Origin of the sequence: Methylobacterium sp. UNC300MFChir4.1, from assembly GCF_900110155.1 — a bacterium.
Lineage (GTDB): Bacteria > Pseudomonadota > Alphaproteobacteria > Rhizobiales > Beijerinckiaceae > Methylobacterium.
The window spans coordinates 79998-105793 of record NZ_FOCS01000008.1 but is presented as its reverse complement, the minus strand read 5'-3'; the positions used below and the strand labels follow the sequence as shown (position 1 = coordinate 105793).

Here is a 25796-nt window from a genome sequence, read left to right as displayed (position 1 = left end):
TTCGGTCACTCCGCGGCCTCGGTCTCCGGCACGGCGGCGTGGCCCGTCCGGGGCGGGAGCACCGGCGCGTCGGCGCGCTGGAGCACCTCCAGGGCGGCGTCGGCCTCCCGCTGGCGGTCCCAGAGCGCCGCGTAGACGCCCCCGGCCTCCAGCAACGCGGCGTGGGTGCCGCGCTCGACGATGCGGCCGTGGTCGAGGACCAGGATCGCGTCGGCGTTGACCACCGTCGACAGCCGGTGGGCGATCACCAGGGTGGTCCGGCCGCGGCTGACCCGGTCGAGCGCCGCCTGGATCTCGGCCTCCGTGAAGGAGTCGAGCGCCGAGGTCGCCTCGTCGAGGACCAGGATCGGCGGCGCCTTGAGGATCGTGCGGGCGATGGCGACCCGCTGCTTCTCGCCGCCCGAGAGCTTCAGGCCGCGCTCGCCCACCGGGGTGTCGTAGCCCTCCGGCAGCCCCGAGACGAAGCGGTCGATCTGGGCGAGGCGGGCCGCCTCCCGCAGCTCCGCGTCGGTGGCGTCGGCCCGGCCGTAGCGGATGTTGTAGCCGATCGTGTCGTTGAACAGCACCGTGTCCTGCGGGACCATGCCGATCGCCGCCCGGAGCGAGGCCTGCGTCACCGCGGCGATGTCCTGCCCGTCGACGCTGATCCGGCCCCCTTGCGGCTCGTAGAACCGGAACAGCAGGCGCGAGAGCGTCGACTTGCCGGCGCCCGAGGGCCCGACCACCGCCACGGTCTGGCCCGCCGGGATCTCGAAGGTGACGCCGCGCAGGATCGGCCGCTCGGGATTGTAGGCGAAGCGCACGTCCTCGAACCGCACCGTGCCGCCCGCCACGGCCAGCGGGGCGGCGCCCGGCCGGTCGGCGATCTCGGGGTTCTGCCCGAGGATGCGGAACATGTCGTCGATGTCGATCAGCGCCTGTTTGATCTCGCGGTAGATCATGCCCATGAAGTTGAGCGGCATCGCGAGCTGCACCAGCATGGTGTTGGCGAGCACGAAGCCGCCGATCGTGGTGCGCCCGGCCAGGATGTCGCGCGCCGCGAGCCACATCACCACGGTCATGCCGAGCGTGAAGATCACCGCCTGCCCGGCATTGAGCACCGCCAGCGACACGTAGGTCTGCGTCGAGGCCTTCTCGTACTTGGCCATCGACTCGTCGTAGCGGCCGGCCTCCCGGGCTTCCGCGCCGAAATACTTCACCGTCTCGTAGTTGAGCAGCGAGTCGACCGCCTTGGTGTTGGCGTCGGTGTCGGAGGCGTTCATCCGGCGGCGGATCGCGATCCGCCACTCGGTCGCCTTGTAGGTGAAGGCCAGGTAGGCCGCGACCGTCAGGAACGCGGTCAGCGCGTAGGTCCAGTTGAACTCGTAGGCCAGCACGCCGAGCACCAGCACGAACTCGACGATGGTCGGCACCAGGGTCAGCACCATCAGGCGCGACAGCTCCTCGATGCCGGCGCGGCCGCGCTCCAGCACCCGGGTCAGGCCGCCGGTCTTGCGCTCCAGGTGGAAGCGCAGGGACAGGCGGTGCATGTGCTCGAAGGTCTGGAGCGCCAGCCGCCGCACCGCGTGCATCGCCACCTTGGCGAACAGCCCGTCGCGCACCTGCGTCAGCGCCGACATGGCGATCCGCGAGAGGCCGTAGAGGGCGATCAGCAGCATCGGCGCGGCGAGGAGGCCGGTGGGCACGGCCTCGTCCTTGCCGCCGACCGCCGCGACCAGCGCGTCGGTGATCCATTTGAAGGTGAACGGCGTCACCATGGTCACCAGCTTGGCGGCGAGCAGCAGGCCGAAGGCCAGGAAGACCCGGCGCTGCAGGTCGGGCCGGCCGTGGGGCCAGAGATGCGGCCAGAGCCGCCGGTAGGTGGCGATCAGGCCGGGGCGCTCGGCCGGGATCGGCGTCCCGGCCGCGGGCGCGGTGTTGTCGGTCATGAAGGGTTCTGCGGGGCGGGATGTCCTGGCCCCGCATATAGGCCCGCTGCCGCGCCGGAGCACCCGCGCTGCGTGCAGGCCCCCGCCTCACGCTCGCCAGAACGGCTTCGCGACCTCGGCGCACAGGTCCCAGGGCTCGAGGCCGGCGTCTCGGGCCTGGTCGGGGTGGAGCGCCGCCAGGGCGCGGCGGGTGCGGATCCGCTGCAGCCACGTGCGGAGCAGGGACGGGCGCGCGGTCGGACGGGTGACGGCGGGCGAGGAGGACAGGGTGACGGCTTGCATCGCAGACGATCCGGTGGCGGGAAGGCAGTCCGGCCGGGATTGCTGGCGGAGCATTGATCCGATACAAAGCTCGGATCAATTGAAACATTGACCTCGGAGCAATTATGCGCCCCGCGGATTACCGCACCGTCGCCGACGCGATCGCGGCCGACATCGCGGCGGGCCGGCTGCGCCCCGGCGCGCGGCTGCCGCCGCAGCGCGACTTCGCCTACGCGCGGGGCATCGCGGTCTCGACGGCGAGCCGGGTCTACGCCGAGCTGGCCCGCCGGGGGCTGGTGACCGGCGAGGTCGGGCGCGGGACCTACGTCCGCAGCGAGCCGGGGCGCGCCGGATTGCTCCGCCCGGAGCCGCCCCCGGCCGCCCTCGACCTGCAGCGGACCCACTCGCGCCTGCCCGAGCAGGAGGTGGTCCTGGCCGAGACCCTGGCGGCGCTCGCCCGCGACGACGGCCAGATCGGCTTCACCCAGTACGGGCCCGCGGGCACGCCCTCGGCGCAGGCGATCGCCGCCGGGTTCCTGGCGCGGGCGGGCTACGCCCCCGATCCCGCCGACATCCTGTTCACCGGCAACGGCCGGCAGGCGCTGGCCGCCGCCCTGGCGGCCCTGGCTGCGCCCGGCGAGCGGATCGGCTGCGAGCCCCTGACCTATCCCGGGGTGAAGGGCATCGCGGCGCGGCTCGGGATCACGCTGATCCCGCTCGCCATGGACGCGGAGGGCGTCTGCCCCGAGGCGCTGCTCCAGGCCCACCGCGCGACCCCGCTGAGCGGCGTCTATCTCCAGCCGACCCTGCACAACCCCCTCGGCGCCACGATGGGGCCGGCGCGCCGGGCCGCCCTGGCGGAGGTGCTGGAGCGGACCGGGCTCACCGCCGTCGAGGACGCGGTCTACAGCTTCCTCGCCGAGGCGCCGCCGCTCGCCGGCCTCGCGCCGGACCGGGTGATCTTCGTGGACAGCCTGTCGAAGCGGGTGATGCCGGCGCTGACCGTCGGCCTGATCGCCGCGCCGCCTGCCCTCACCGACCGGCTCGCCGCCTCCGTCCGCCAGGGCGCCTGGACGGTGCTCGGCCTGTCGCTCGCGGCCGGCATGCACTGGATGGCGGGGGGCTCGGCGGCGGCGCTGGCCGAGGCCAAGCGCCGGGACGCCGCGGCCCGGCAGGCCCTCGCCCGGGCCGCGCTCGCCGACCTGCGGGTCGTGGGCGATCCGCAGGCCTACCACCTCTGGCTGGAACTGCCCGAGACGTGGCGGGCCGAGGCCTACGCGGCCGCAGCCCTGCGCCAGGGCATCGCCCTCCTGCCGGCCTCGTCCTTCGCGGTCCATCCCGGCCACGCGCCGAACGCGGTGCGCCTCGCCCTGGCCTCGCCGTCGCGGGAGGAACTCGACCGGGCGCTGCGCGGCCTGCGCCGGCTGGCCTTCGCGGGCGACGACCAGGTGGTGGAGTAGGCGGCGCCGCTCAGCCGCGCTTGTCGGTGGGCAGCACGAAGATCTGGCCCGGGTAGATCAGGTCCGGATCGCGGATCTGGTTCTGGTTGGCGTCGTAGATCACCGTGTAGCGCTCGCCCCGGCCGTAGGTGCGCTGGCTGATCCGCCAGAGGTTGTCGCCGCGGGTGATCCGGGCGGTGCTGATCTCCGGCACGAACACCGCGCCGACCCGGTCCGGCTCCGCCATGTCGGCCACCTGGGGGTTCGAGACGGCGGCCGGCGGCGAGGCCGCGGCCGGCCGGTCCCGGTCGGCACCGTCGCGCGCGGCCTGATCGGGGCCGGCGCGATCCCGCGCGCCGCTCTGGGCGGGCGACGGTCCGGACTCGGCGGTCTCCCGGGCGGCGACCTGCGTCGGCTCCGGCACCGACAGGGGGACCGCGGCGCGGCTGGCGACCTTGCCGGTGGCCGGATCGACCTGGTCGATCCGCACCTGGTACTGCCCGGGCTTGATCCCGCGCCCGATCGTGAAGGTCGCCCGGCCGTCCGGCCCGATGCTGCCCGGGGCGATCATCGTGTCGTTGAGGTAGAGCTGGATCCGCGCCCCCGGCGTGCCGGTGGCCGTCACGAACAGGCGGCCGTTCCCCTGCACGTCCACGCTGGCGATCCGGGTCGGCCCCGCCCCGGACGCCGCGGCCTCGCGGGTATCCCCGCTCCCGGCCGGACGGCCGGCCCGCGCCGCGTCGGCGTCCCGGGTACCCGGCTCGGAAGCCGGACCGGAGGATCTGGCGCCGCCCTTCGCGTCGGCCGTCGCGCCCGGCGCGCCGGGCTGCGACAGCACGACGGTCGCGGCGTCCGGGGCGGTCAGGGCCACGAGGGGCTGGCGGTCCCGGCCGGGGGCCACGTCCACCGCGACGCTCTGCTGCGACTCGGTCGCGCGCCCGTCCGCGCCGGTCATGCGCAGGCGGAGCGTGCTGGCGCCTGTCGGCAGGGCCGGCGGCACGATCGCGAACTGACCGTTGGAATCGGCCTTCGCCCGGGCCACGGGCTTGCCGTCGACCAGCATCTCGATCGCGGCGTTCGGCGCGCCGCGGCCGGCCACCACGGCGTCGCCGTTCGGCTCGACGCGGACGATGTCGAAGCGCGGCGCCTCGGCCGCCTCCGGCAGGCGCGCGTCCTGGCCCGGACCGGCCTGCGGCGCCCCGGCGGTGCCGGCCTGCGGAGCCCTGGGGGTGCCGGCGCGGGGGTCTTGCGGGAGCGCCGCCACCGGGCCGTCTCCCGGCGCCGGGCTCGCCCGGCCCGGCTTGTCGTCGCGGAAGTCGATCGTCGGGTCGGCGCGGCCGGCCAGGGCGCCCGGATCGGCGAGGCTGCGCAGGCTGCCGCTCGGCGCCGACGACGCGGACGGCTCGGGACCGCCGCGGCCGGTGAGCCGCCGCAGGGAGTCGCCGCCGAACAGCGCCAGCACGAGTCCCAGTCCGCCGAGAAGGCCGGCCAGCGCCAGGGCGAGACTGCGCCGCACCTGTCTCGACATCGCCACGAAGGCCTCCCCTCATCCTGCCGCCGCCCGGCGGGCGGCCGTCCGCCCGCGCGAAAAGCCGTCGACGGCGCCGCCCATAATACCGTACATGGTCCCCACACCAAGCCGTCCTGCCGCCCAGGCGGGTGAATCCCACGCGAATTCAGCAGTTTGGCACGTGGAGTGCTGGGCGCGGGGCGCGATCTGGACGGCTCGCAACGGACGCGCGAGGAGGACGCCGGATGGCTCCGGTGAGGACAGTCTGTGTCTATTGCGGCTCCGGCTTCGGCCGCGACCCGGCCTTCCGCGAGGCCGCCGAGACCCTCGGGACCGCGGTCGCGCAGGCCGGGATGGGCCTCGTCTACGGCGGCGGCGACGTCGGGCTGATGGGCACGGTCGCGCGGGCGGCGCTCGCCGCCGGCGGCCACGTCACCGGCATCATCCCGGACTTCCTCCAGGCGCGCGAGCACATGCTGGCGGACATTCAGGAGACCGTGGTGGTCTCCGACATGCACACCCGCAAGCGCCTGATGTTCGAGCGCTCGGACGCGTTCGTGACCCTGCCGGGCGGCATCGGCACCCTGGAGGAGCTGGTCGAGCAGCTGACCTGGGCGCAGCTCGGGCGCCACCGGAAGCCGGTGGTGCTGGTCTCGGTGGCGGAGTTCTGGGCGCCGCTGCTGGCCCTGTTCGAGCACATGCGCGGCCACGGCTTCATCCGCGAGGGCCTCGACCTGAGCTACCTCGTCGCGCGCGAGGCGGCCGAGGTGGTGCCGATGCTCCGCGCGGCCGGCCACGAGCCGGACCTCCAGGCCGAGAGCATCGTCCAGCAGCGCATGTAGGTGCGCGCGCCGCGCGGCGATGAGGATCACGAGGATGCGTGCGTCGATGCGTGCTTCACTGCTCGCGGCCCTGCCGCTCGCCGGCCTCGCCTCCGCGGCGGCGGCCGGCCCGTCGCCGGTCCTGCAGACCCTGGACTACGCCAACACCCGCTACTCGGCTCTCGACCAGATCGACGCCGGCAATGTCGGGCGCCTGAAGGTCGCCTGGACCTTCTCCACCGGCGTCCTGCGCGGCCACGAGGGTGCGCCGATCGTGGTCGGACACCTGATGTTCGTGCACACGCCGTTCCCCAACGTGGTCTACGCCCTCGACCTCGACCGGGGCGGGAGGATCCTGTGGCGCTACGCACCGCGGCAGGACGCGAGCGTCATCGCCGTGATGTGCTGCGACACGGTCTCCCGGGGGCTCGCCTACGCGGACGGGCGGTTGTTCCTCCAGCAGGCCGACACCACCGTGGTGGCGCTCGACCCCGAGACCGGCCGGGTGCTGTGGTCGGTGAGGAACGGCGACCCGGGCCGGGGCGAGACCAACACCGCCACGGTCCTGCCGGTGCGCGGCAAGCTCATCGTCGGGCTCGCGGGGGGCGAGTACGGGGCGCGCTGCCACGTCACGGCCTACGACCAGGCGACGGGCCGGCGGCTCTGGCGCGCCTACGCCACCGGGCCGGACGCCGACATGCTGGTCGATCCGGAGACGACGACCGAGCTCGGGCGCCCGGTCGGCCGCGATTCCTCGCTCAAGAGCTGGGAGGGCGACCAGTGGCGGACCGGCGGCGCCTGCAGCTGGGGCTGGTTCTCCTACGATCCGGACCTGAACCTCGTCTATTACGGCACCGGCAATCCCTCGACCTGGAACCCGAACCAGCGCCCGGGCGACAACCGGTGGGCACAGGCGATCATCGCCCGCGACGCCGATACGGGCATCGCCCGCTGGGTCTACCAGATGACCCCCCACGACCAGTGGGACTACGACGGCGTCAACGAGATGATCCTCACCGAGCAGGTGATCGACGGCCGCGCCCGGAAGGTGCTGACTCATTTCGACCGCAACGGCTTCGGCTACACGCTGGACCGGGCCACCGGCGCGCTGCTGGTGGCGGAGAAGTTCGACCCCACGGTGAACTGGGCCAGCCGGATCAGCGTGGATCCCGCCGCGCCCGATTACGGAAAGCCGGTGGTCGACAAGCGCTACGCTCCCGGCGAGGCCGACGAGGACGAAGCAACCAAAAATATCTGTCCCGGGGCGCTCGGAGCCAAGAACCAGCAACCGGCCGCCTACTCGGCCAAGACGCGGCTGTTCTACGTGCCGACCAACCACATGTGCATGGATTACGAGGCGTTCCGGGTCACCTACACGCCCGGCCAGCCCTATGTCGGCGCGACGCTCACCCTGCACCCGCCCGAGGGCTCGGATCGGACCGGGGCGTTCATCGCCTGGGACGGCGCGAAGGGCCGGATCGCCTGGACGATCCCGGAGCCGTTCTCGGTCTGGTCGGGGGCGCTCGCCACGGCGGGCAACGTGGTCTTCTACGGCACGCTGGAGGGCTACCTGAAGGCGGTCGACGCGCGGGACGGGCACGAGCTGTACCGGTTCAAGACCCCATCCGGGATCGTCGGCAACGTCACCACCTACCTGCACGGCGGCAAGCAGTACGTCGCGGTGCTGTCCGGGGTCGGCGGCTGGGCCGGGATCGGCCTGGCGGCCGGGCTGACCGACCCCGCGGACGGTTCGGGGGCGGTGGGGGGCTACGCGGCCCTGTCGCAGTACACGGCGCCGGGCGGGCAGCTCACGGTGTTCGAACTGCCGCAGTGAGCCGCCCCGGCGGCGTCCGCACGCGCCGCCGGGCGATTCGCACGGCATCTCCCTGACCTTCCGAGGCACTCCCGCGCCGGGTCTGGCTGGACGCATCCCGGGCCGCCTCTCCTGTCCCGCATGACCCCGCCACCGGCGCCGGTGGCCGGTCTCGGGCGGGCCTATCCAGACGCGGCCGCGCCGCTCACGGCGATCGATGACCGGTCAGAAGTGCTGTTCGGGCAAATTCAGAAGTAAAAATTCCAATTTCTCAAATATAGTTATAAGAAATAAGCCGCCTCACAGAGTGTTGCTCAGGGGATACGAATCGAAAATGCGTCCGATTTTGAACGAACTATGACGATCTGACCTCGATGATCTTGGATATGGGGCGCGCGACCGGCCGGACGGGGCGGTGTCGGGGAGCGCGTCATGACACGAGGATATGGGGTCTCACTCGCCGCGCTGGCGGTCGTGCTGCTCGGTCCGGGCGCCCAGGCGCAGACAGCCGGCAACGGCGTCGACATCCTGTCGGGTTTCCGGCGGATCTGGATCCCCGGACGGACATACGACACCGGATCGCCCACGGCGCTCGGGGCGCCCCTCCTGCTGCGCAACATCCAGATCGTCGCCGAGCGGGCGCGGGAGCGGACCGGCGCGCAGGAGATCGCCGCCTATTACGACGACCGCCGCAACCAGAGCTACAGCGTCATCGACGGCCTCGGGCCGCTGACGCGGGCCAATCTGGCGGGATCGGGGGCGACCACCACGATCCCGGCCTTCGACGCGACCACGTCGCGCGTGCAGTACGTCGACCAGGGGACCGGTGCCGGCGTGACGACGTCGCCCCTCGGGAAGGTCGTGCAGCTGGTCAACGCGTTCCGGACCAACGCCTCCACCGGCCCGGCCAAGGACGCCTACAGCTATCCGCGCCCCTGGCGGCAGAGCCTGAACGGCCAGGGCCTCGGCCTCGTCGTGCCGCCCTCCCTTGGGCCGGAGAAGAGCCCGACCCCCGCGACGGATGGCGGCTTCCCGAGCGGCCACACCAACGCCGCCTATCTCTCGGCCCTCGCCCTGGCCTACGCGGTGCCGCAGCGGTTCCAGGAACTGCTCACCCGCGCGAGCGAGCTCGGCGACAACCGGATCGAGGCGGGCATGCACTCGCCCACCGACGTGATCGGCGGCCGCGTGCTGGCGACCTACTTCGCCATCCGGGCGCTCAACGACCCGGCGAATGCGGCCCTGCTGGGCGAGGCCTTCGCGCAGGCGCAGAGCTACCTGAGCCAGGCCTGCGGCGGCCCGCTGGAGCAGTGCGCCCACGCGCCCGTGGATCCGGCCACCGACCGGTTCTCCGACTACGCGCGCAACAAGGCCGCCTACACGGCGCGCCTGACCTACGGCCTGCCACCGGTCGGGCCCACGGACCGTCCGCCGGTGGTCCCGGCGGGTGCCGAGGCGCTGCTCGCGACCCGCTTTCCCTACCTCACGGCGGCGCAGCGCCGCGACGTGATCGCGACCACGGAGCTGCCCTCCGGCGGCTTCCTCGACAACGGGCTGGGCTACGACCGCATCAACCTGTTCGCCGCCGCCGACGGCTACGGCGCCTTCAGCGGCACGGTCACCGTCACGATGGACGCGGCCCGGGGCGGGTTCTCGGCCTACGACGTCTGGCGCAACGACATCGGCGGCGCGGGCGGCCTCGTGAAGCTCGGCAGCGGGACGCTGGTCCTGACCGGCGCCAACACCTACGCGGGCGGCACGACGATCGGCGGCGGGACGCTCGTCGGCCATGCCGGCGCCTTCGGCACGGGCGCCATCGTCGACGACGCGGCGCTCGTCGTGGATCAATCGACCGACGGGACGCTGGCCAACGCCGTCTCGGGCTCCGGGACCCTCACCAAGACCGGGGCGGGCACCCTCACGCTCACCGGGCTCAGCACGCTGACGGGCGCCACCGCGGTGCAGGCCGGTCGGCTCGTCGTGAACGGCGGCCTCGCCCACTCGGTCGTGTCGGTGCTGCCGGGGGCCGAGCTCGGCGGCTCGGGCACGCTGGGCGGGATCGTCGCGCTCGCGGGCGCCACGGTGGCGCCGGGCAATTCCATCGGCACGCTCACGGTCGCCGGCAACGTCGGCTTGGCGCCGGGGTCGACCTACCGGGTCGAGGCCGACGCCGCCGGCCGGGCCGACCGGATCGCCGCCACCGGCACCGCCACCCTGTCGGGCGGCACCGTCCAGGTGCGCGCCGCCTCCGGCGCCTACAACCCGCGCACCACCTACACGATCCTCTCCGCCGCCGGCGGCGTCTCCGGCCGGTTCGCCGGCGTGACCGCGAACCTCGCCTTCCTCACCCCGGGCCTGCGCTACCGGACCGACGCGGTCGACCTGACGCTCACCCGCAACGACGTGCCCTTCGCCGCCAGCGCCACCTCGCGCAACGGCGCGGCCGCCGCCAACGCGATCCAGGCGATCGGCGCCGGCCGGCTCTACGACGCGGCGGTCGCCTTCACGGCCAACGAGGCCGGCAGCGGCTTCCGGGCGCTGGCCGGCGACGTCCACGCCGGCACCGTGTCCACCGCCTACGAGACCGCCTTCTTCGTGCGCGAGGCGGTGCTCGACCGCCTGCGCTGGGGCGATCCCGGTGCCGGGCTCGACGCCGGCGCCCTGCCGGCCGCCGACGAGGCCGACCTGCCCGGCCGGGCCCCGGTGGTGGCGACCGTGCCGGTGCGCACCCTCGACCCGCAGGTGTTCGGGCTCTGGGGCCAGGGCTTCGGCGCCTTCGGCACGGCCGATGGCGGCGGCAACGCGTTCGGCCTCGACCGGCAGATCGCCGGCTTCGCGGCCGGCGCGGACGTGCGGCTCCCCGGCGGGCTGCGCTTCGGCGCGGTCGGGGGCTACACGGAGGCCTTCCTCGACAGCGCGGGCCGGGCGGGCGGCGCGAGCCGGGCGGAGAGCGCGACGCTCAGGAGCGGGTTCGGCGGCCTGTACGGCGGCTACGAGCTCGGCCCGCTGTCGCTGCGGCTCGGCGCGCTCTACGCCGACACGGACGCGCGCACCCGCCGCGCGGTGCAGTACGGCCTGTCCGACACGCTGAGCGGGCACGGCGGCGGCTCCACGGTGCAGGGCTTCGGCGAGATCGGCTGGAGGATCGCGCTGGGCACGCCGGCGGCGCGCTTCGTCGAGCCGTTCGCGGGCGGGGCCTATGTCGGCATCCGGCGCGGCGCCTTCGCGGAGGCCGGGGGCGCGGCGGCGCTGGCGAGCTTCGCGCGGGACTACGACCTCGGCGCGGCGACGGTGGGCGTGCGGGCGCAGGCGCGCCTGGACCTGGGCCTCGGCCTGCCGGTGACGCTGCGCGGTCTCGTCGGCTACCGGCGCGCGTTCGGCGACGTCGTGCCGACGGCTCTGCTGGCCTTCGGAGCGGGCGGCCCGGCCTTCCTGAGCGCGGGCGTGCCGATCGCCCGGGACGCGCTGGTGGCGCAGGTGGGCCTGGACCTGGCGGTGGCGCCGAACGCGAGCCTGGGCGTGGCCTACACGGGCCAGACCGGAGCCCGCGCCCAGGACCAGGCCGTGACGGGCCGCTTCACCCTGCGGTTCTAGCGCGCGACGCCTGCGCGCCGACGAAGTCCACGAAGGCGCGCAGGGGCGCCGGCAGGTGCCGCCGGCCGGGATAGTAGAGGAACGGGCCGGAGAAGACCTGCCACCAGGGCTCCAGAACCGGCTCCAGGGCCCCGCTCGCGAGCTGCGGCCGCAGCCAGTCCTCGAACAGGTGGACGATCCCGGTGCCGGCGACCGCCGCCTCCACCGCGAGGTCGCTGGCGGCGACCCGCACGATCAGCGGGCCGGACGGGTCCACCCGGACGATGGTGCCGTCGCGCTCGAACTCCCACGGCGCCGTCAGGGCGCCGCTGGGGAAGCGCCCGAGCAGGCAGGCATGACCCAGGAGATCCCGCGGGTGCTCCGGCCGGCCGCGCTTCTCGAGATAGGCGGGCGCCGCCGCGGTGGCGAAGCGCTGCCGCCGCGGGCCGATCGGCACGGCGATCATGTCCTGCTCCAGCCGCTCGTCGTAGCGGATGCCGGCATCGCAGCCCGCCGCCAGCACGTCCACGAACCCGTCCTCGACCACCACTTCCAGGCGGATCTCCGGGTAGGCCGCCAGGAACGGCGGCACGAGGGCTGGCAGCACCAGCCGGGCGGCGCTCAGCGGCACGTTGAGCCGGAGCGTGCCCGCGGGACGGTCGCGGAACCCGTTCACCACGTCGAGGGCGGATTCCACCTCGGCGAGCGCCGGGCCGAGCCGCTCCAGCAGGCGGGCCCCCGCCTCGGTCGGCGCGACGCTGCGGGTGGTGCGGTTCAGGAGGCGCACCCCCAGGCCCGCCTCCAGCCGGCGCACCGCCTCGCTGAGGCGCGACGCGCTGCCGCCGCCGGCGCGGGCGCCCTCGCGGAAGCCGCCGGCCCGAGCCACGGTCACGAAGGCGGCGAGGTCCGTGAGATCCTGGGTCATCGTTCCAGAATCCGCACGGCCCGTGCCGATTGTCACGGCTTATCGGCGCAAAGCGTGGCGTGTACATCCGGAGCGCCAACAGGAGATCCGTCATGACCGCCATCACCGCCGACATCGCGCAGGCCGGGACCTTCCCCCTCGGCGGCCGGAAAGTGAAGCGGCTCGGCTACGGGGCCATGCAACTCGCCGGGCCCGGCGTGTTCGGGCCGCCGAAGGACCGCGCGGCGGCGGTCGCGGTGCTGCGCGCGGCCGTGGCGGCGGGGGTCGACCACATCGACACGAGCGACTTCTACGGGCCGCACATCACCAACCAGATCATCCGCGAGGCGCTGCACCCCTACCCGGACGGGCTCGTGATCGTCACCAAGGTCGGCGCCGAGCGCGGGGCCGACGCCTCGTGGAACCCGGCCTTCTCGGCCGCGGACCTCACCCGGGCGGTCCACGACAACCTGCGCAACCTCGGCGTCGACGCCCTCGACGTGGTCAACCTGCGCCTGATGTTCGACGTCCACGGCCCCGCGGAAGGCTCGATCGAGGCGCCGCTGACGGTGCTGGCGGATCTCCAACGCCAGGGGCTGATCCGCCGGATCGGCCTGAGCAACGCGACGCCCCGGCAGGTCGCGGATGGGCGGCGGATCACCGACATCGTCTGCGTGCAGAACCAGTACAATCTCGCCCATCGGGGCGACGACGCCTTCGTCGACGACCTCGCGGCGGCCGGGATCGCCTACGTGCCGTTCTTCCCCCTGGGCGGGTTCAGCCCGCTGCAGTCGGACACTCTGTCGGCGGTGGCGGCCGGGCTGGGCGCGACGCCCATGCAGGTGGCGCTGGCGTGGCTGCTGCGCCGGTCGCCCAACATCCTGCTGATCCCGGGGACGTCGTCCCTCGGCCACCTCCGCGAGAACCTCGCGGCGGCCACGCTCGCGCTCCCGGATGAGGCGATGGCGGCGCTGGATCGGATCGGGGCGGCGTGAACGGTTTCCGTCCGGACGCTTCGGTTGGGAGCTCCCTCACCGTCATCGCGAGCGCAGCGACGTGACCCAGGGCAGCGCGACGACGGTCGGCGTCGCGCCGTCTGGATCGCTTCGCTCCGCTCGCAAGGACGGCGGTGCGGAAAGGAGCGACCCGAGGCCTACTTCGCCGTCATGCCGGCCACCATCGGGCAGCCGCCCTCGCTCATCGGGCGGAAGGCCTGCTCGGCCGGGATCGTCTCCAGCACCTTGTAGAGATCCCACGCGCCCTTCGACTCGGACGGCGCCTTGGCCTCGAACAGGTACATCGGGTGGATCTTGCGCCCGTCCGGCCGGATCGTGCCCTTGCCGAACAGCGGGTCGTCGGTCGGCATCTCCTTCATCTTGGCGACCACGGCGGCGCCGTCCTTGGCCGAGTGCAGGGCCGCCACCGCCTTCAGGTAGTGCAGCGTGCTGGCGTAGACGCCCGCCTGGTACGAGGTCGGCTTCTTGCCGGGCATGCGCTTCTCGAACCGCTCCGCGAAGGCCCGGGTGCCGTCGTTGAGGTCCCAGTAGAACGAGGCGGTGAAGGCGAGGCCCTGCGCCACGTCCAGGCCCAGCGAGTGGATGTCGGTGATGGCGATCAGCAGGGCGGCGAGCGTCTGACCGCCCTGGCGGATGCCGAACTCGTGCGCCTGCTTGATGGCGTTGGCGGCGTCGAGCCCGGCATCGGCGAGCCCGATCACCTGCGCGCCCGAGGCCTGGGCCTGGAGCAGGAACGAGGAGAAGTCCGGGTTCGGGAACGGCGTGCGCACGCCGCCGACGACCTTGCCGCCGTTCTTCTCCACCACCGCCTTGGTGTCGCGCTCCAGGGCGAGGCCGAAGGCGTAGTCGGCGGTGATGAAGTACCAGGACTTGCCGCCGCGCTTGAGGATGGCCTTGCCGGTGCCGTTGGCCAGCGCCGCGGTGTCGTAGGTCCAGTGCACGGTGTTGGGCGTGCAGGCCGGGCCGGTGAGGTCGGCGGTGCCGCCGCCCGAGTTGATGAAGGCCTTGTTCTTCTCCTTGGTGATCTGCGCGATGGCGAGCGCCACCGAGGAGGTCGGCACGTCGAACACCGCGTCGACGCCGTCGCGGTCGTACCATTGCCGGGTGATCGAGGCGCCGACATCGGGCTTGTTCTGGTGGTCGGCGGCGACGACCTCGACCTTCAGCCCGTGTTCCTCCGGCTTGAAGTCCTCGACCGCCATGCGGGCCGCCACCACCGAGCCCTCGCCGGTGGAGTCGAAGTAGACGCCGGAGCGGTCGTTCAGCACGCCGATCTTCACCGGCACGAGGTCGGCCGCGAGCGCCGCGCCGGCGCCGAACGCGCACAAGCTCCCGAGCAGCGCCGCGGCGCGGTGGCGGAGCGTCATGTCTCTCTCCCTGTCGTGTCCACCCGGCGGCGTTGATCGCCGCTCGGAATGTTTCCGAAGGCAGAGTATCCGCGGCGGTCCGCGGCTGGAACGGGTGCGCGTGAGGATGCCGGCGATCCGTCAGGGGCAGCCCTCCCCGCCCGAGACGGCACCGCCGTCTTTGCGAGCGGAGCGAAGCAATCCAGCAGCACCACGCTCGCCGAGGTCGCGCTGCCCTGGGTCGCTTCGCTGCGCACGCGATGACGGGTGAGCGGCGGCGATCGGCCTCTCAACCGCCCCGCGGCGTCAATCCAAAAATCGCCCGCGCCTGATCGGGCGTGGCCGGCTCCCGGTCGATGTGGGCCAGCAGGCTCACGGCCTTCTCCACCAGGGCGGCGTTGCTCGGCGCGAGCGTGCCCCGGGACAGGTACAGGTTGTCCTCCAGCCCGACGCGGACGTTGCCACCCATGCCGGCGGCGACCGCGAGGATCGGGAACTCCTCCCGGCCGATGCCGAAGGCCGACCAAACCGCGTCCTCCGGCAGTCGGGCGCGCATCGCCACGAGGGCCTCCGGCGTCGCGGGCGCCCCCCAGGGAATGCCGAGGCAGATCTGGAACAGCGGCGGGCGCGCCAGATGCCCCTCGGCGATCAGGTGCCGGGCCAGCTCGATCTGGCCGAGATCGAACACCTCGATCTCGGGCTTCACGCCCGCGTCGCGGATGTGGCCCGCCATCGCCCGCAGGTGGCCGGGGGTGTTGAGGAACAGGTGCTCGCCGAAATTCATCGTGGCGATGTCGAGGGTGCAGATCTCCGGCCGCAGCGCGCCGACATGCCGGGTGCGGGCCTCCGGTCCCACGAAGGTCGTGCCCGGGCCGGCGACCGACGGGTCGGGGTCGCCCGGCACGAACCGGCCTCCCGCCCCCGTGGTCAGGTTGAGGATCACGGCGTCGTTCTTCTCGCGGATCCGCTCCACCACCTCGCGGTAATGGGCGAGCTCCATGCTCGGCGCGGCCGTCTCGGGGTCGCGGACGTGGATGTGGACCACGGCCGCCCCGGCGGCGGCGGCCTCGAGGGCTGACTGCGCGATGGCCTCCGGGCTCACCGGCACGGCCGGGTTCTTCCGCGGCGTGTCGAAGGAGCCCGTGAGGGCGCAGGTGATGACGGTGGTGCTCGCCATGTGTGTGCTCCCCGCGCGTCAGATCGCTCCGCCGTCGACCGTGATGGTCTCGCCCGTGATGTAGGCCGCGCCCGCGCCCAGGAAGAAGATCGTCTCGGCGATGTCCTCCGGGCGGGCCATGCGGCCGAGCATGGTGCGCCCCACGGTCGAGGCCTTGCGCTCCTCCGACCAGGGCTCGGTCCAGGGCGTGGCGACGAGGCCGGGCGCCACCGCGTTGACGCGCACGTCCGGCGCCAGCGCCCGGGCGAGGCTCCGGGTCAGGTTGATCAGTCCGGCCTTGCTCGCCGAGTAGGCGACCGACGAGCCGCGCCGCCCGAGGCCGGCCACCGACGCGGTGTTGACGATGGCGCCGCGGCTCGCCTTGAGGGTCGCGGCCGCGGCCTTCGCGCAGCGGAACGGCCCGAGCAGGTTGGTCGCCAGGATCGTGGCCCAGAAATCCTCGGTCATCGCGTCGAGGTCCTCGAAGGCGATGGGCGTGGTCGTGCCCGACGTGCCGGCATTGTTGACGAGCACGTCGAGGCCACCGAGCCGGTCGATGCCGGCCGAAACCATCGCCTCGGCCTCGCCCGCCCGCGACACGTCGCCGGGCAGCGCGATCACCGAGAATCCGGCTCCGGCGAGCCGGGCGGCCTCTTCGGGGCCGCGGGGATCGTCCGGCAGGTGGTTCAGCGCCACGGTGGCGCCGTTGCGGGCGAAGATCGCGACGGTCGCGAGCCCAATCCCCGACGAGGCTCCGGTGACGAGGACGCGCCGCCCGGACAGGTCCGCTCCGATCATGATCCCTCCATCCGGCCGATCCCGGCCATCGCGGCCTTCAAAGCCAGGAGCTTGCGGTCGCGCTCGCGGAACAGCTCTTCCGGCGGCCGCCCGCCCCAGTCGAAATAGCCCTTGCCGGCCATCACCCCGGTCCGGCCGGCGGCGCAGAGGGCGTCGAGGGTCTCGGAGCGGGTGCGCGGCGGCGGCGGCGCGTAGCTGCCGTTGGCCAGCGCCCGCTGCGTCAGCTCCAGCCCGGTGAAGTCGGCCTTGGCGAGGTGGCCGAGGATCGGGATGCGCAGGGCGAGCCCGTGGATGATCGCGTCGTCGATGTCCTTCGGCGCGGCGACGTCCTCGTCGAGGAGCCGGAACACCTCGGCGCTGATCGCCTGCTGGATGCGGTTGGCGACGTAGCCGGGGATGAAGCGCTTGAGCACGATCGGGACCTGGCCCAGGCCGCGCACGAACTCGGCCATGGCGACGGCGACCGCCGGGTCCGTGCCGGGCCCCGGCACCACGTCGACGAGGTCGACGATGTAGGGCGGCGTGTACCAGTGCAGGATCAGCGCCCGCGCCTGCCGGGCTTCCGGGATCAGCGGGAAGACGTCGAGGTAGCTGGTGTTGCTGGCGAGGATCGCGTCGGCCGGGCAGAGCCGGTCCAGCTCGGAGAAGAGCGCGCGCTTGGCCTCCGGGTTCTCGGTGATCGCCTCGATCACGAGGCCGGCGCCCGAGACCGCCGCGTCGAGCGCCGCCTCGACCCGGACGGCCCGGGCCAGCCGCGCGGCATCCCAGCCCTCCGGGGCGGCGCCGGCCTCCCGCAGGGTCGCGAGGGCGGATTCCATCAGGCCGGGGATCCGCGCCCGGGTCTCGGGCCGCGTGTCGGTGATCCGCACGCCGTGGCCGGCGAGCGCCAGCACCAGGGCGATGCCGTGCCCCATCACGCCGCCGCCGACGATCGCGATCTCGCCCATGCCGCACGCTCCTGTCCCTGCCCCGGGCTCCTCTCGCGGGAATCCTCGGGTCGTCCGTCCGGCCTCAGCCGCCGCGCTGGTCTCGGCGCATCATGAAGGCCAGCTTCTCGAACAGGCTGACATCCTGCTCGTTCTTCAGCAGCGCCCCGTGCAGCGGCGGGATCAGCTTGCGGCCGTCCTGCTCGCGCAGGGTCTCGGGGGCGATGTCCTCGGAGACGAGGAGCTTCAGCCAGTCGAGCAGCTCCGAGGTCGAGGGCTTCTTCTTGAGGCCCGGGACCTCGCGCATCGCCAGGAAGGTCCGCAGGGCCTCCTCGACGAGGCGGTGCTTGATGCCCGGATAGTGGACGTCGACGATGCGCTGCAGCGTCTCGGCATCGGGGAACTTGATGTAGTGGAAGAAGCAGCGGCGCAGGAACGCGTCCGGCAGCTCCTTCTCGTTGTTCGACGTGATGATCACGATCGGCCGGCGCACGGCCTTCACGGTCTCGCCGGTCTCGTAGACGTGGAACTCCATCCGGTCGAGTTCGGTCAGCAGGTCGTTGGGGAACTCGATATCGGCCTTGTCGATCTCGTCGATGAGCAGGACCGGGCGCTCGGGCGCGGTGAACGCCTCCCAGAGCTTGCCGCGCCGGATGTAGTTGGAGATGTCCGAGACCCGGGGGTCGCCGAGCTGGGAGTCGCGCAGGCGCGAGACCGCGTCGTACTCGTAGAGCCCCTGCTGCGCCTTGGTGGTCGACTTGATGTTCCAGACGATCAGCGGCGCGCCCAAGCCCTTGGCGATCTCCTCGGCCAGCACGGTCTTGCCGGTCCCGGGCTCGCCCTTCACGAGGAGCGGCCGCTCCAGGACCACGGCGGCGTTGACCGCCGCGGTGAGGTCGGGGGTCGCGACGTAGGTCTCGGTTCCGGAAAAGCGCATCGCGGTCTCGGAGAGAGGGGCTCGGGCCAAGGGGTAGCGCGCCGCGCCGCCGGGCCGCAAGCGCCGAGCCCTCCCGGCCGTCCCAGTCGGTGCCGGCTGATGCGCCCTCCGAACGGTCCACGCCGTCATCACGAGCGAAGCGAAGTGACCCAGAGCAGCGGGACGTCCGGAGGCGTGGCGCTACCCTGGATTGCTTCGCTTCGCTCGCAAGGACGGTGGCGCCGCGAGCGATCTCAGCCCTTCTCGTGCCAGACGCAGTTCCGGGCGAGGATCTCGAGGTTGACGTCCGACTTCTGCGGCTGCGGCAGGGTCTTGCCGTCCATGGCGAGGTCGATCTTGATCTCGACCTGGCCCTTCGCCTCGTTGGAGCGGCGGGAGAAGTAGCAGTACTGCTGGTAGGGCTGCTCGGCGCTGTCCTTGAAGTTCCAGCCGGTCACTATCTGCCCGTCGAGGTAGGGCACCTGCTTGAACACCGTGAAGGTCGTGTTCACCGCGGCCTTGGAGGCCGGGGCGGCGTCGTTGCCGAGCTGCGCCTTGGTGGGCGTCGGCGTCGCCGGCGCCTTGGGCAGGCCCTCGAGCTTCAGGGTGTTGTCGGTGAGCGTGACCTCGCCCTTGGTCTTCAGGGTCACGTCCGAGAGCGCCGCCTGCATGGCGGCGGCGATCTTCTCGGCGGCGGTGTCGAACTGGTTCAGGGTCGCCCAGCCGTAGGCCGCCGCGCCGACGCCGATGCCCGCGAGGCACGCGAAGGCGCCGAAGCCCAGCGCCCGGAACAGGAAGGCCCGGGCCGCGACGTAGCTCGAATCCGCCCGCAGGCGGGAATTCACCTGCTGGGCGAGGGCGATGTTCTCGGGGGTCCCGCTCGCGACGTAGTTCATGCGCCGGCTCCAGCGGCAGGGAGGGTCGGGCCCGGATGGGTCTGGTTCGGCAGCGCCTGCTGGCCCTGGGCCGGCCGGCTCATCGGGATCACCGCGCCCGACGCGTTGGCGGCGCGCGGCAGGATCGGCTCGGGGTGCGAGCGCAGGGCGTCGGCGATCGCGTCGAGCATGTAGGGGGCCGCCTCCGGGTTCACGGCGGCGCCGAGATCGTCCTCGTCCATGAAGGTCCGGCGGGTCGAGACCGCGCAGAGCGCCAGGATCGTCGACGCGAAGGCGGCGCAGACCGCGGGCAGGAACACGAAGATCCGCAGGAAGGCGTGGACCTGGCTCTCGGTCACGTCGATCGGGTCGACGCCGTAGACCATGGCGGTGAAGGAGTGGAGCTGCGAGCGGTTGACCGCGTTGCGATAGCCCTGCTCGGCATCGGCCACGCGGCGGTCGGCGGCGCCCGGATCGAGGGCGGCGCGCGCCTTGCGGGCCTCCTCCAGGTCCTTGATCATCCCGGCGCGGTCGGCGGACGCCTTGGCGACGCCCTGCGACAGGGCGGCGACGCGGGGATCGGCCACGCATTTCAGGTTCTGGTACTTCCGGCCCTTGCTGTTGGTGCCGAAGACCCGCTCGCAGCGCTGGGCCGGGAGGCCGGCGAGCTGCTGGGCGTTGTCGGCGGAGCGCTTCTCGATCTGGTCGAGCTCGGCCGTGTACTGCGCCACGCGCTCGTCGGCCGCCTTGATCCGGTCGCCGATCGTGGCGCGGTCGGCCTGGGCGTCCTTCAGGGCGGTCTTGGTCCGGGCCGCCTCCATCAGGCGGGGATGGAACATCATCTCGCCGAGCTGCGACACCGACTTGGTGGTCACGCCCGCCGCGAAGATGATGCCCAGCACGGCGAGGCCGCGCACGAAGTAGGAGCGCTGGGTCCGGGCCAGGATGCCGAGCGGCACGCGGCACAGCTCGACCGCGGCGTAGACCAGCGGCGCCAGCAGCATGAAGTAGAAGGCGTGCCAGTCGCCGTCGCTGTAGACGCCCGCGAACAGCCACGCGCCCCAGAGCGAGGCGCCGATCACCATGAACTCGACGAGGTACGCGATCGCCACGTAGCCCCACTTGATGCGGTAGCCCTTCTCGACGTGGCGCTGGTGCCGCCAGCGGTCCGACTCGAGCTTCCACTCGCGCTTCTCGCGCTCGAGGTCGCGGCTGGGGGGCGCTGCCGGACCGGCAAATATCGATTTGATGGAGATCATCGGCCTCGTCGCATCCATCCGGTCCAGTTCCGGGCCGAGCCCGGCCGAGCTTAACCCCCGGTTAACTCAGGCGTGTATGCGCGCATTGTGCCGATTTTGGGCCGCGTTGCACGCCTTCACCGCATGCCTCCTTTGGATGCCGTCCGCATCCCGCGTGCCGGTGACCGAAATGTCTCACCCGCGCCTGTATCCGGCTTGTGTCGGAACGCACGTCCGCGGGACCGGTCGCCGGCCGAATCCGGTTGCTCCGAGGGCGCCGCCGACCCATGATCGCGCGGCCGTGAGCGGCGCTCCCCACCCCCGAGAGACGAGGTTCGATCCGCCGCCGATGCCAGAGGTCCACGCCGGCTCCTACAAGGAAGCGATCCTGTTTCTCGTCACAGCGGGCATCGTGGTGCCGCTGTTCCACCGCCTGCGGATCTCGCCGGTGCTCGGCTTCATCGGCGCCGGGGCCCTGCTCGGACCCTTCGGCCTCGGCCGGCTGGCCGACACCTATCCCTCTGTGCACCTCTTCACCATCGGCAACCGGGCCGAGATCTCGCACCTCGCCGAGTTCGGCGTGATCTTCCTGATGTTCATGATCGGGATCGAGCTGTCGTGGGAGCGCCTGCGGGTGCTGCGCCGGCTGGTCTTCGGCCTCGGCTCCCTGCAGGTGGGCTGCTCCGCGCTGATCCTCGGGGCGATCCTCTACGGGCTCAACGTGCCGATCACCGGCGCGGTGATCGTCGGCATCGGCCTCGCGCTGTCGTCGACCGCGGTGGTCCTGCCGGTCCTCGCCGAGCAGAAGCGGCTGAACGCGCCGACCGGGCGCACGAGCTTCGCGGTGCTGCTGTTCCAGGACCTGGCGGTGGCCCCGGCCCTGTTCGCGATCGCGGTGCTCGGCCGCGACGACGGCGGTGACAAGGGCTGGGCCCTCGCCCTGGCGCTGGGCCAGGCGGCGATCGCGCTGGCCCTGATCGTGGTGGCGGGTCGCCTCGCCCTGCGCCCGCTGTTCCAGCTGGTGGCGCGCACGCGCTCCACCGAGCTGTTCATGGCCGCCTGCCTGCTGGTCATCGTCGGCACGGCGCTGACCGCGGCGGCGAGCGGCCTGTCGATGACGCTCGGCGCCTTCGTGGCCGGCCTGCTGCTGGCCGAGACCGAGTACCGCCGGGCCATCGAGGCGACGATCGACCCGTTCAAGGGCCTGCTGCTCGGCGTGTTCTTCGTCTCGGTGGGCATGAACCTCGACCCGGCGCAGCTGATGGCGACGCCGGGGGCGATCATCGGCCTGTCGCTGGCGCTGGTCCTGATCAAGGCCGCCGTGGTGATGATGGCGGCCCCCGTGCTGAAGATCCCCCGGCCGGTGGCGCTGGAGACGGCGCTCCTCCTCGGTCCGGGCGGCGAGTTCGCCTACGTGCTGATCGGCGGCGCCATGGCCACCGGCCTGGTGCCGGAGGAGGTCGGCGCGGCGGCCCTCGTGGTGACCACGGTCACGATGATCATGATCCCGGCGCTCGCCGCCGTCGGCCGCCGGCTCAAGCTGCGGGCGACGGCCAGTGCCCAGGCCACCGCCAAGGCGGAGCCGGTGCCGGAGCGCGTGGGGAACCGGGTGATCGTCGCTGGGTTCGGCCGCGTCGGCCGGCAGGTCGGCGAGATGCTGGAGCGGCACAAGATCCCGTACATCGCCCTCGATTCCGACGCCGCGCGGGTGGCCGAGCAGCGCCGCGCCGGGGCGCCGGTCTATTTCGGCGACAGCGGCAACACCGAGATGCTGCGCCGCTGCGACATCGCCACGGCCCGGGCGCTGGTCGTCACCCTCGACAATCCCCGCGCCGTCGAGGCAGCGGTGGCGGCGGCCCGCGCCGAGCGGCCGGACCTGACCATCGTGGCCCGGGCCCGCGACGCCCGCCACGCCTCCTCGCTCTACGAGCTCGGCGTCGACGACGCGGTGCCGGAGACGATCGAGGCCTCGCTGCAGCTGTCGGAGGCCGTTCTGGTCGATGTCGGCGTGCCGATGGGGCTGGTGATCGCGTCGATCCACGAGCGGCGGGACGAGTACCGCGCCCTGCTGAAGAAGCGCGAGGGCGAGTCGAAGCCGATCTTCCGGGCCCGCCGGACCGTCGGGAAGGCACTCGGCAAGGCCCCGGTCAAGCGGGAGCCCGAGCGCCAGGAGGCGGCCGGCCAGGAGGCCTGAGGGGGAGGCCTGAGGGGGCGGCCTGAGGGGGCGGCCTGAGGCGGGAGATCCGAGCGGAGGTCCCGGGGGCCCCGCTCAGATCAGGACCGGGTGCGCGTCCTCGTGCTTGGCCCGCCGCGCCGCGCGGCTGCGCGACGCTGGCTCGAACCCGTCGGCGAAGCTGCACCGGTAGACCAGCTCGTCCGCCGGCCCGAGGCCTGTGACCAGGGGCACCGTCACGGTGTCGCCGGAGAAGCGCCAGCCGCGGGCGCCCTTGTCCCAGTAGAGCCAGACCGTCCCGGGATAGCCCCGCAGGGTGAAGACCGCGGCCTTGCGCGACAGGGCCTGCACCGCCCGCGGGGCGTACATGCCCTTGTCGCGGTAGGCGTCCCGGGTCGCCTCCGGTTGGCGGTCCATGAAGGTGTTGCGCACCAGCTGAATCGTCGCCCCCGGCTTCCCGAGAAACCGCTTGAATTCCGTCAGATTCCGCAGGATGACCGCCATCGCAGGTCTCCTCGCTAGCTCCGTGTCGGCCGCGCTGCCGCGTCCGCACACACTCGATGTCCCGAGTTGAGCGATTCCCATGACCGATTGAGTGACTGGGCGAGGCTTGTTCGGTCACATATCAACAGATTCGACGACTTATGCCCAGGTTATGAGTCCCATCGGGTCGGAGAGACTCGTTTGGGCGCCGGAATCGGCGCTGCCGACGGGGCTGAATCTTGTCGACCATCGGCGAAGACTCGGAAGTCCTTCGGAAAAGTCCTGCCACGCTCGGCGGCGCGCCGACCGATTCGCGCGGGCTTGACCCGGACGCCCGGCTGGCGCGTTCTCCCGGCATGCTGCTGCAGTTCTTCACGGCCCTCCGGGACGCCAAGGTCCCCGTCTCCCTGAAGGAGTACCTGACCCTGCTCGGCGCCCTGGACCGGGGCCTCGCGGAGCATGACGTCGAGGCGTTCTACTTCCTGTCGCGCACCGCGCTGGTGAAGGACGAGGCGCATCTCGACCGGTTCGACCGGGTGTTCGGCACGGTGTTCAAGGGGCTGGAGACCCTGGGCGAGGCGGTCGAGCCCGCCGCGATCCCGGAGGAATGGCTCCGGAAGCTCGCCGAGAAGTACCTGACCGAGGCCGAGAAGGCGGAGCTGAAGGCGCTCGGCTGGGACAAGCTGTTCGAGACCCTGAAGCAGCGCCTCGCCGAGCAGAAGGGGCGCCACCAGGGCGGCTCGAAATGGATCGGGACCGGCGGCACCTCGCCCTTCGGCGCCTACGGCTACAACCCCGAGGGGATCCGCATCGGCCAGGACGGCAACCGCAACTTCCGGGCGGTGAAGGTCTGGGACAAGCGCGAGTTCAAGGACCTCGACGACGACCGGGAGATCGGCGCGCGCAATATGCGCCTGGCGCTGCGGCGCCTGCGCCGCTTCGCCCGGACCGGCGCGGCGGAGGAGCTCGACCTCGACGGCACGATCCGCGCGAGCGCCCGCCAGGGCTACATCGACGTGAAGCTGCGGCCGGAGCGGCGCAACGCCGTGAAGGTGCTGCTGTTCCTGGACGTCGGCGGCTCGATGGACTGGCACATCGAGCAGGCGGAGGCACTGTTCTCGGCGGCGCGCTCGGAGTTCAAGCACCTCGCGCACTACTACTTCCACAACTGCCCCTACGAGGCGGTCTGGACCGAGAACCGTCGGCGCCACGAGGCGAAGACGCCGCTCCTCGACGTGATCCGCACCTACGGCAGCGACTACCGGCTCGTCTTCGTGGGCGACGCCTCGATGAGCCCCTACGAGATCGCGACGCCCGGCGGCTCCGTGGAGCACTGGAACGAGGAGGCGGGTGCCACCTGGATGCAGCGGCTCCTCGACCATTTCCCGAAGGCGGCGTGGCTGAACCCGGTGCCCGAGACGCACTGGGGCTACACGCAGTCGATCGGCATGATGCAGCGGCTGGTCGCCGGCCGGATGTTCCCCCTCACCCTGGAGGGGCTCGACGCGGCGGCGCGGGCCCTGGTGCGATGACAGGTGCCTTTACGGCCTCACAGCGCGACGCGACCGGAGGCGATGCCGTCCTCGCGAGCGCAGCGAAGCGATCCAGCAGCGGCGCATACGCGGACGTCGCGCCACCCTGGGTCGCTTCGCTGCGCTCGCGAGGACGGGCGGGGATCGCGCGACCAAGACGGTTTTCGTCTCAGCCCTGCTGGGACGGCGTCGTCACCACGAGGCCGTCCATCGCCGGCGTGATCTTGATCTGGCAGGAGAGGCGGGAATTCTCGCGGACGTCGCTGGCGAAATCCAGCATGTCCTGCTCCATGTCCTGCGCCTTGCCGACCGTGTCGATCCAGGCGTCGGCCACGTAGACGTGGCAGGTGGCGCAGGCGCAGGCGCCCCCGCACTCCGCGTCGATGCCCGGGACGTTGTTGCGCATAGCCGTCTCCATCACGGTCGCGCCGACGCTGCCTTCGACGGTCCGTTCCGTCCCGGCGTGGTCGACGTAGGTGATCTTGGGCATGCTGGGGGCTCCGGGCTCGCGTCGAGCGCAATCTGTCCGACGGGCGGCGTGCCTGCTTGGCGGCTGGAAACGCGGAATGCAAGCGCGGCATTAGACACCGGTCCCGGATCGATCGCCGCATTGGGCGACACCGTCAGGCGCGCGCCTCCGCGATCTCCGCCAGCGCCCGCGCGACCGCGGCCGCGAGGTCGTCGACCGGCACCGCCCCGGCGCCGGCGCGCAGGCGCGTCTCCGCGGCGTCCGCGAGCGCCCGCACGTGGATCGCCCCGACGCCCGCGGCCGAGCCCTTCAGGGTGTGGGCGAGGTCGGCGCGCTGCGCCCGCGGCAGGGCCGGGTCGGCGAGGCGCGGCAGGATCGAGCGGCACTGGCCGGCGAACAGCACCAGGACCTCACGGGCCACGTCGGCGTCGCCGCCGGTCTGGGCCTCGAGTTCCGCGGGGTCGATGGCCTGCATGTTCGGGCTCCCGGCATCCGGATTCGTCGGGGATTGCGGATCTGATCCACACAATTCACCCCCTGATTCGCCGGGTGGGGATCGCGCCAGACCCCTCCCCTGCGGCAGGATGGTGGAGGCGGCGAGCGACGGGCCCGGTAACCA

Annotated in this window: 21 protein-coding genes; 7 read left to right on the top strand and 14 right to left on the bottom strand. The window is 72.6% G+C overall.

Annotated elements, in window-relative coordinates; all coding sequences use genetic code 11:
- Positions 1-5 precede the first annotated feature (5 nt).
- Together BMY19_RS13155 and BMY19_RS13150 are read right to left on the bottom strand one after the other, a co-directional pair.
- Positions 6-1928: an ABCB family ABC transporter ATP-binding protein/permease gene (locus BMY19_RS13155; protein WP_091680197.1), complete on the bottom strand. Its 1923-nt coding sequence runs from the start codon at positions 1926-1928 to the stop codon at positions 6-8.
- Between the two features lie 87 nt (positions 1929-2015).
- Complete coding sequence (locus BMY19_RS13150; RefSeq protein ID WP_100251994.1) at positions 2016-2210, bottom strand: DUF1127 domain-containing protein; 195 nt, start codon at positions 2208-2210, stop codon at positions 2016-2018.
- A 104-nt stretch (positions 2211-2314) separates the two neighbouring features.
- On the opposite strand from BMY19_RS13150, the gene BMY19_RS13145 reads away from it, so the two are divergent.
- The gene (locus BMY19_RS13145) at positions 2315-3649 is read left to right on the top strand and encodes an aminotransferase-like domain-containing protein (RefSeq protein ID WP_091680198.1); all 1335 of its coding nucleotides are present in this window, start codon (positions 2315-2317) and stop codon (positions 3647-3649) included.
- Positions 3650-3659: 10 nt separating this feature from the next.
- On the opposite strand, the gene BMY19_RS13140 is transcribed toward BMY19_RS13145, so the two are convergent.
- A complete protein-coding gene (locus BMY19_RS13140) occupies positions 3660-5156 on the bottom strand; it encodes a LysM peptidoglycan-binding domain-containing protein (RefSeq protein ID WP_100251993.1) in 1497 nt (498 codons plus the stop codon).
- A 227-nt stretch (positions 5157-5383) separates the two neighbouring features.
- Here BMY19_RS13140 and BMY19_RS13135 point away from each other — a divergent pair, with 227 nt between their 5' ends.
- From BMY19_RS13135 to BMY19_RS13125, 3 genes are all read left to right on the top strand, one after another.
- Complete coding sequence (locus BMY19_RS13135; RefSeq protein ID WP_100251992.1) at positions 5384-5980, top strand: LOG family protein; 597 nt, start codon at positions 5384-5386, stop codon at positions 5978-5980.
- 34 nt (positions 5981-6014) lie between these two features.
- Positions 6015-7793, top strand: coding sequence for a methanol/ethanol family PQQ-dependent dehydrogenase (locus BMY19_RS13130; protein ID WP_091680204.1), 1779 nt, complete (start codon positions 6015-6017; stop codon positions 7791-7793).
- A gap of 411 nt (positions 7794-8204) precedes the next feature.
- Positions 8205-11366, top strand: coding sequence for an autotransporter domain-containing protein (locus tag BMY19_RS13125; protein ID WP_100251991.1), 3162 nt, complete (start codon positions 8205-8207; stop codon positions 11364-11366).
- Here the strand turns inward: BMY19_RS13125 and BMY19_RS13120 are convergent.
- A complete protein-coding gene (locus tag BMY19_RS13120; protein ID WP_100251990.1) occupies positions 11350-12270 on the bottom strand; it encodes a LysR family transcriptional regulator in 921 nt (306 codons plus the stop codon). The two genes, BMY19_RS13125 and BMY19_RS13120, sit on opposite strands and share 17 nt — an antisense overlap.
- 92 nt (positions 12271-12362) lie before the next feature.
- On the opposite strand from BMY19_RS13120, the gene BMY19_RS13115 reads away from it, so the two are divergent.
- Positions 12363-13244, top strand: a complete 882-nt coding sequence (locus BMY19_RS13115) for an aldo/keto reductase family oxidoreductase (RefSeq protein ID WP_100251989.1) — start codon at positions 12363-12365, stop codon at positions 13242-13244.
- 158 nt (positions 13245-13402) lie between these two features.
- Here the strand turns inward: BMY19_RS13115 and BMY19_RS13110 are convergent, their stop codons facing one another.
- The 7 genes from BMY19_RS13110 to BMY19_RS13080 form a co-directional block, all read right to left on the bottom strand.
- The gene (locus BMY19_RS13110; RefSeq protein WP_091680211.1) at positions 13403-14632 is read right to left on the bottom strand and encodes an ABC transporter substrate-binding protein; all 1230 of its coding nucleotides are present in this window, start codon (positions 14630-14632) and stop codon (positions 13403-13405) included.
- A 268-nt stretch (positions 14633-14900) separates the two neighbouring features.
- Positions 14901-15788, bottom strand: coding sequence for a beta-keto acid cleavage family enzyme (locus BMY19_RS13105; protein WP_100251988.1), 888 nt, complete (start codon positions 15786-15788; stop codon positions 14901-14903).
- 18 nt (positions 15789-15806) lie between these two features.
- Positions 15807-16565 carry an SDR family NAD(P)-dependent oxidoreductase gene (locus BMY19_RS13100; RefSeq protein ID WP_100251987.1) on the bottom strand — a complete coding sequence of 253 codons (759 nt, stop codon included), beginning with the start codon at positions 16563-16565 and terminating at the stop codon, positions 15807-15809.
- On the bottom strand, positions 16562-17512 hold the full coding sequence (locus BMY19_RS13095; protein WP_100251986.1) for a 3-hydroxyacyl-CoA dehydrogenase family protein: 951 nt from the start codon (positions 17510-17512) through the stop codon (positions 16562-16564). The genes BMY19_RS13100 and BMY19_RS13095 overlap by 4 nt, the downstream gene beginning before the upstream one ends.
- Positions 17513-17576: 64 nt before the next feature.
- On the bottom strand, positions 17577-18428 hold the full coding sequence (locus BMY19_RS13090; protein WP_091925922.1) for an AAA family ATPase: 852 nt from the start codon (positions 18426-18428) through the stop codon (positions 17577-17579).
- Positions 18429-18661: 233 nt separating this feature from the next.
- Positions 18662-19303 carry a hypothetical protein gene (locus BMY19_RS13085; protein ID WP_020092351.1) on the bottom strand — a complete coding sequence of 214 codons (642 nt, stop codon included), beginning with the start codon at positions 19301-19303 and terminating at the stop codon, positions 18662-18664.
- Positions 19300-20559 (bottom strand): ATPase, encoded by a 1260-nt coding sequence (locus BMY19_RS13080; protein ID WP_100251985.1) that lies wholly within the window; start codon positions 20557-20559, stop codon positions 19300-19302. Before BMY19_RS13080 ends, BMY19_RS13085 begins: the two co-directional genes overlap by 4 nt.
- A 310-nt stretch (positions 20560-20869) precedes the next feature.
- On the opposite strand from BMY19_RS13080, the gene BMY19_RS13075 reads away from it, so the two are divergent.
- Positions 20870-22714 carry a cation:proton antiporter domain-containing protein gene (locus BMY19_RS13075; RefSeq protein ID WP_042671514.1) on the top strand — a complete coding sequence of 615 codons (1845 nt, stop codon included), beginning with the start codon at positions 20870-20872 and terminating at the stop codon, positions 22712-22714.
- Between the two features lie 75 nt (positions 22715-22789).
- Here BMY19_RS13075 and BMY19_RS13070 read toward each other — a convergent pair whose 3' ends face one another.
- Positions 22790-23197, bottom strand: a complete 408-nt coding sequence (locus tag BMY19_RS13070; protein ID WP_100251984.1) for a hypothetical protein — start codon at positions 23195-23197, stop codon at positions 22790-22792.
- Positions 23198-23532: 335 nt separating this feature from the next.
- Between BMY19_RS13070 and BMY19_RS13065 the strand changes: the two genes are divergently transcribed.
- Positions 23533-24708 carry a vWA domain-containing protein gene (locus BMY19_RS13065; protein WP_100251983.1) on the top strand — a complete coding sequence of 392 codons (1176 nt, stop codon included), beginning with the start codon at positions 23533-23535 and terminating at the stop codon, positions 24706-24708.
- Positions 24709-24877: 169 nt separating this feature from the next.
- Here BMY19_RS13065 and BMY19_RS13060 read toward each other — a convergent pair whose 3' ends face one another.
- Both BMY19_RS13060 and BMY19_RS13055 read right to left on the bottom strand, forming a co-directional pair.
- Positions 24878-25198: a 2Fe-2S iron-sulfur cluster-binding protein gene (locus BMY19_RS13060; protein WP_020092346.1), complete on the bottom strand. Its 321-nt coding sequence runs from the start codon at positions 25196-25198 to the stop codon at positions 24878-24880.
- Between the two features lie 133 nt (positions 25199-25331).
- The gene (locus tag BMY19_RS13055) at positions 25332-25652 is read right to left on the bottom strand and encodes an Hpt domain-containing protein (protein ID WP_100251982.1); all 321 of its coding nucleotides are present in this window, start codon (positions 25650-25652) and stop codon (positions 25332-25334) included.
- Positions 25653-25796: the final 144 nt, after the last annotated feature.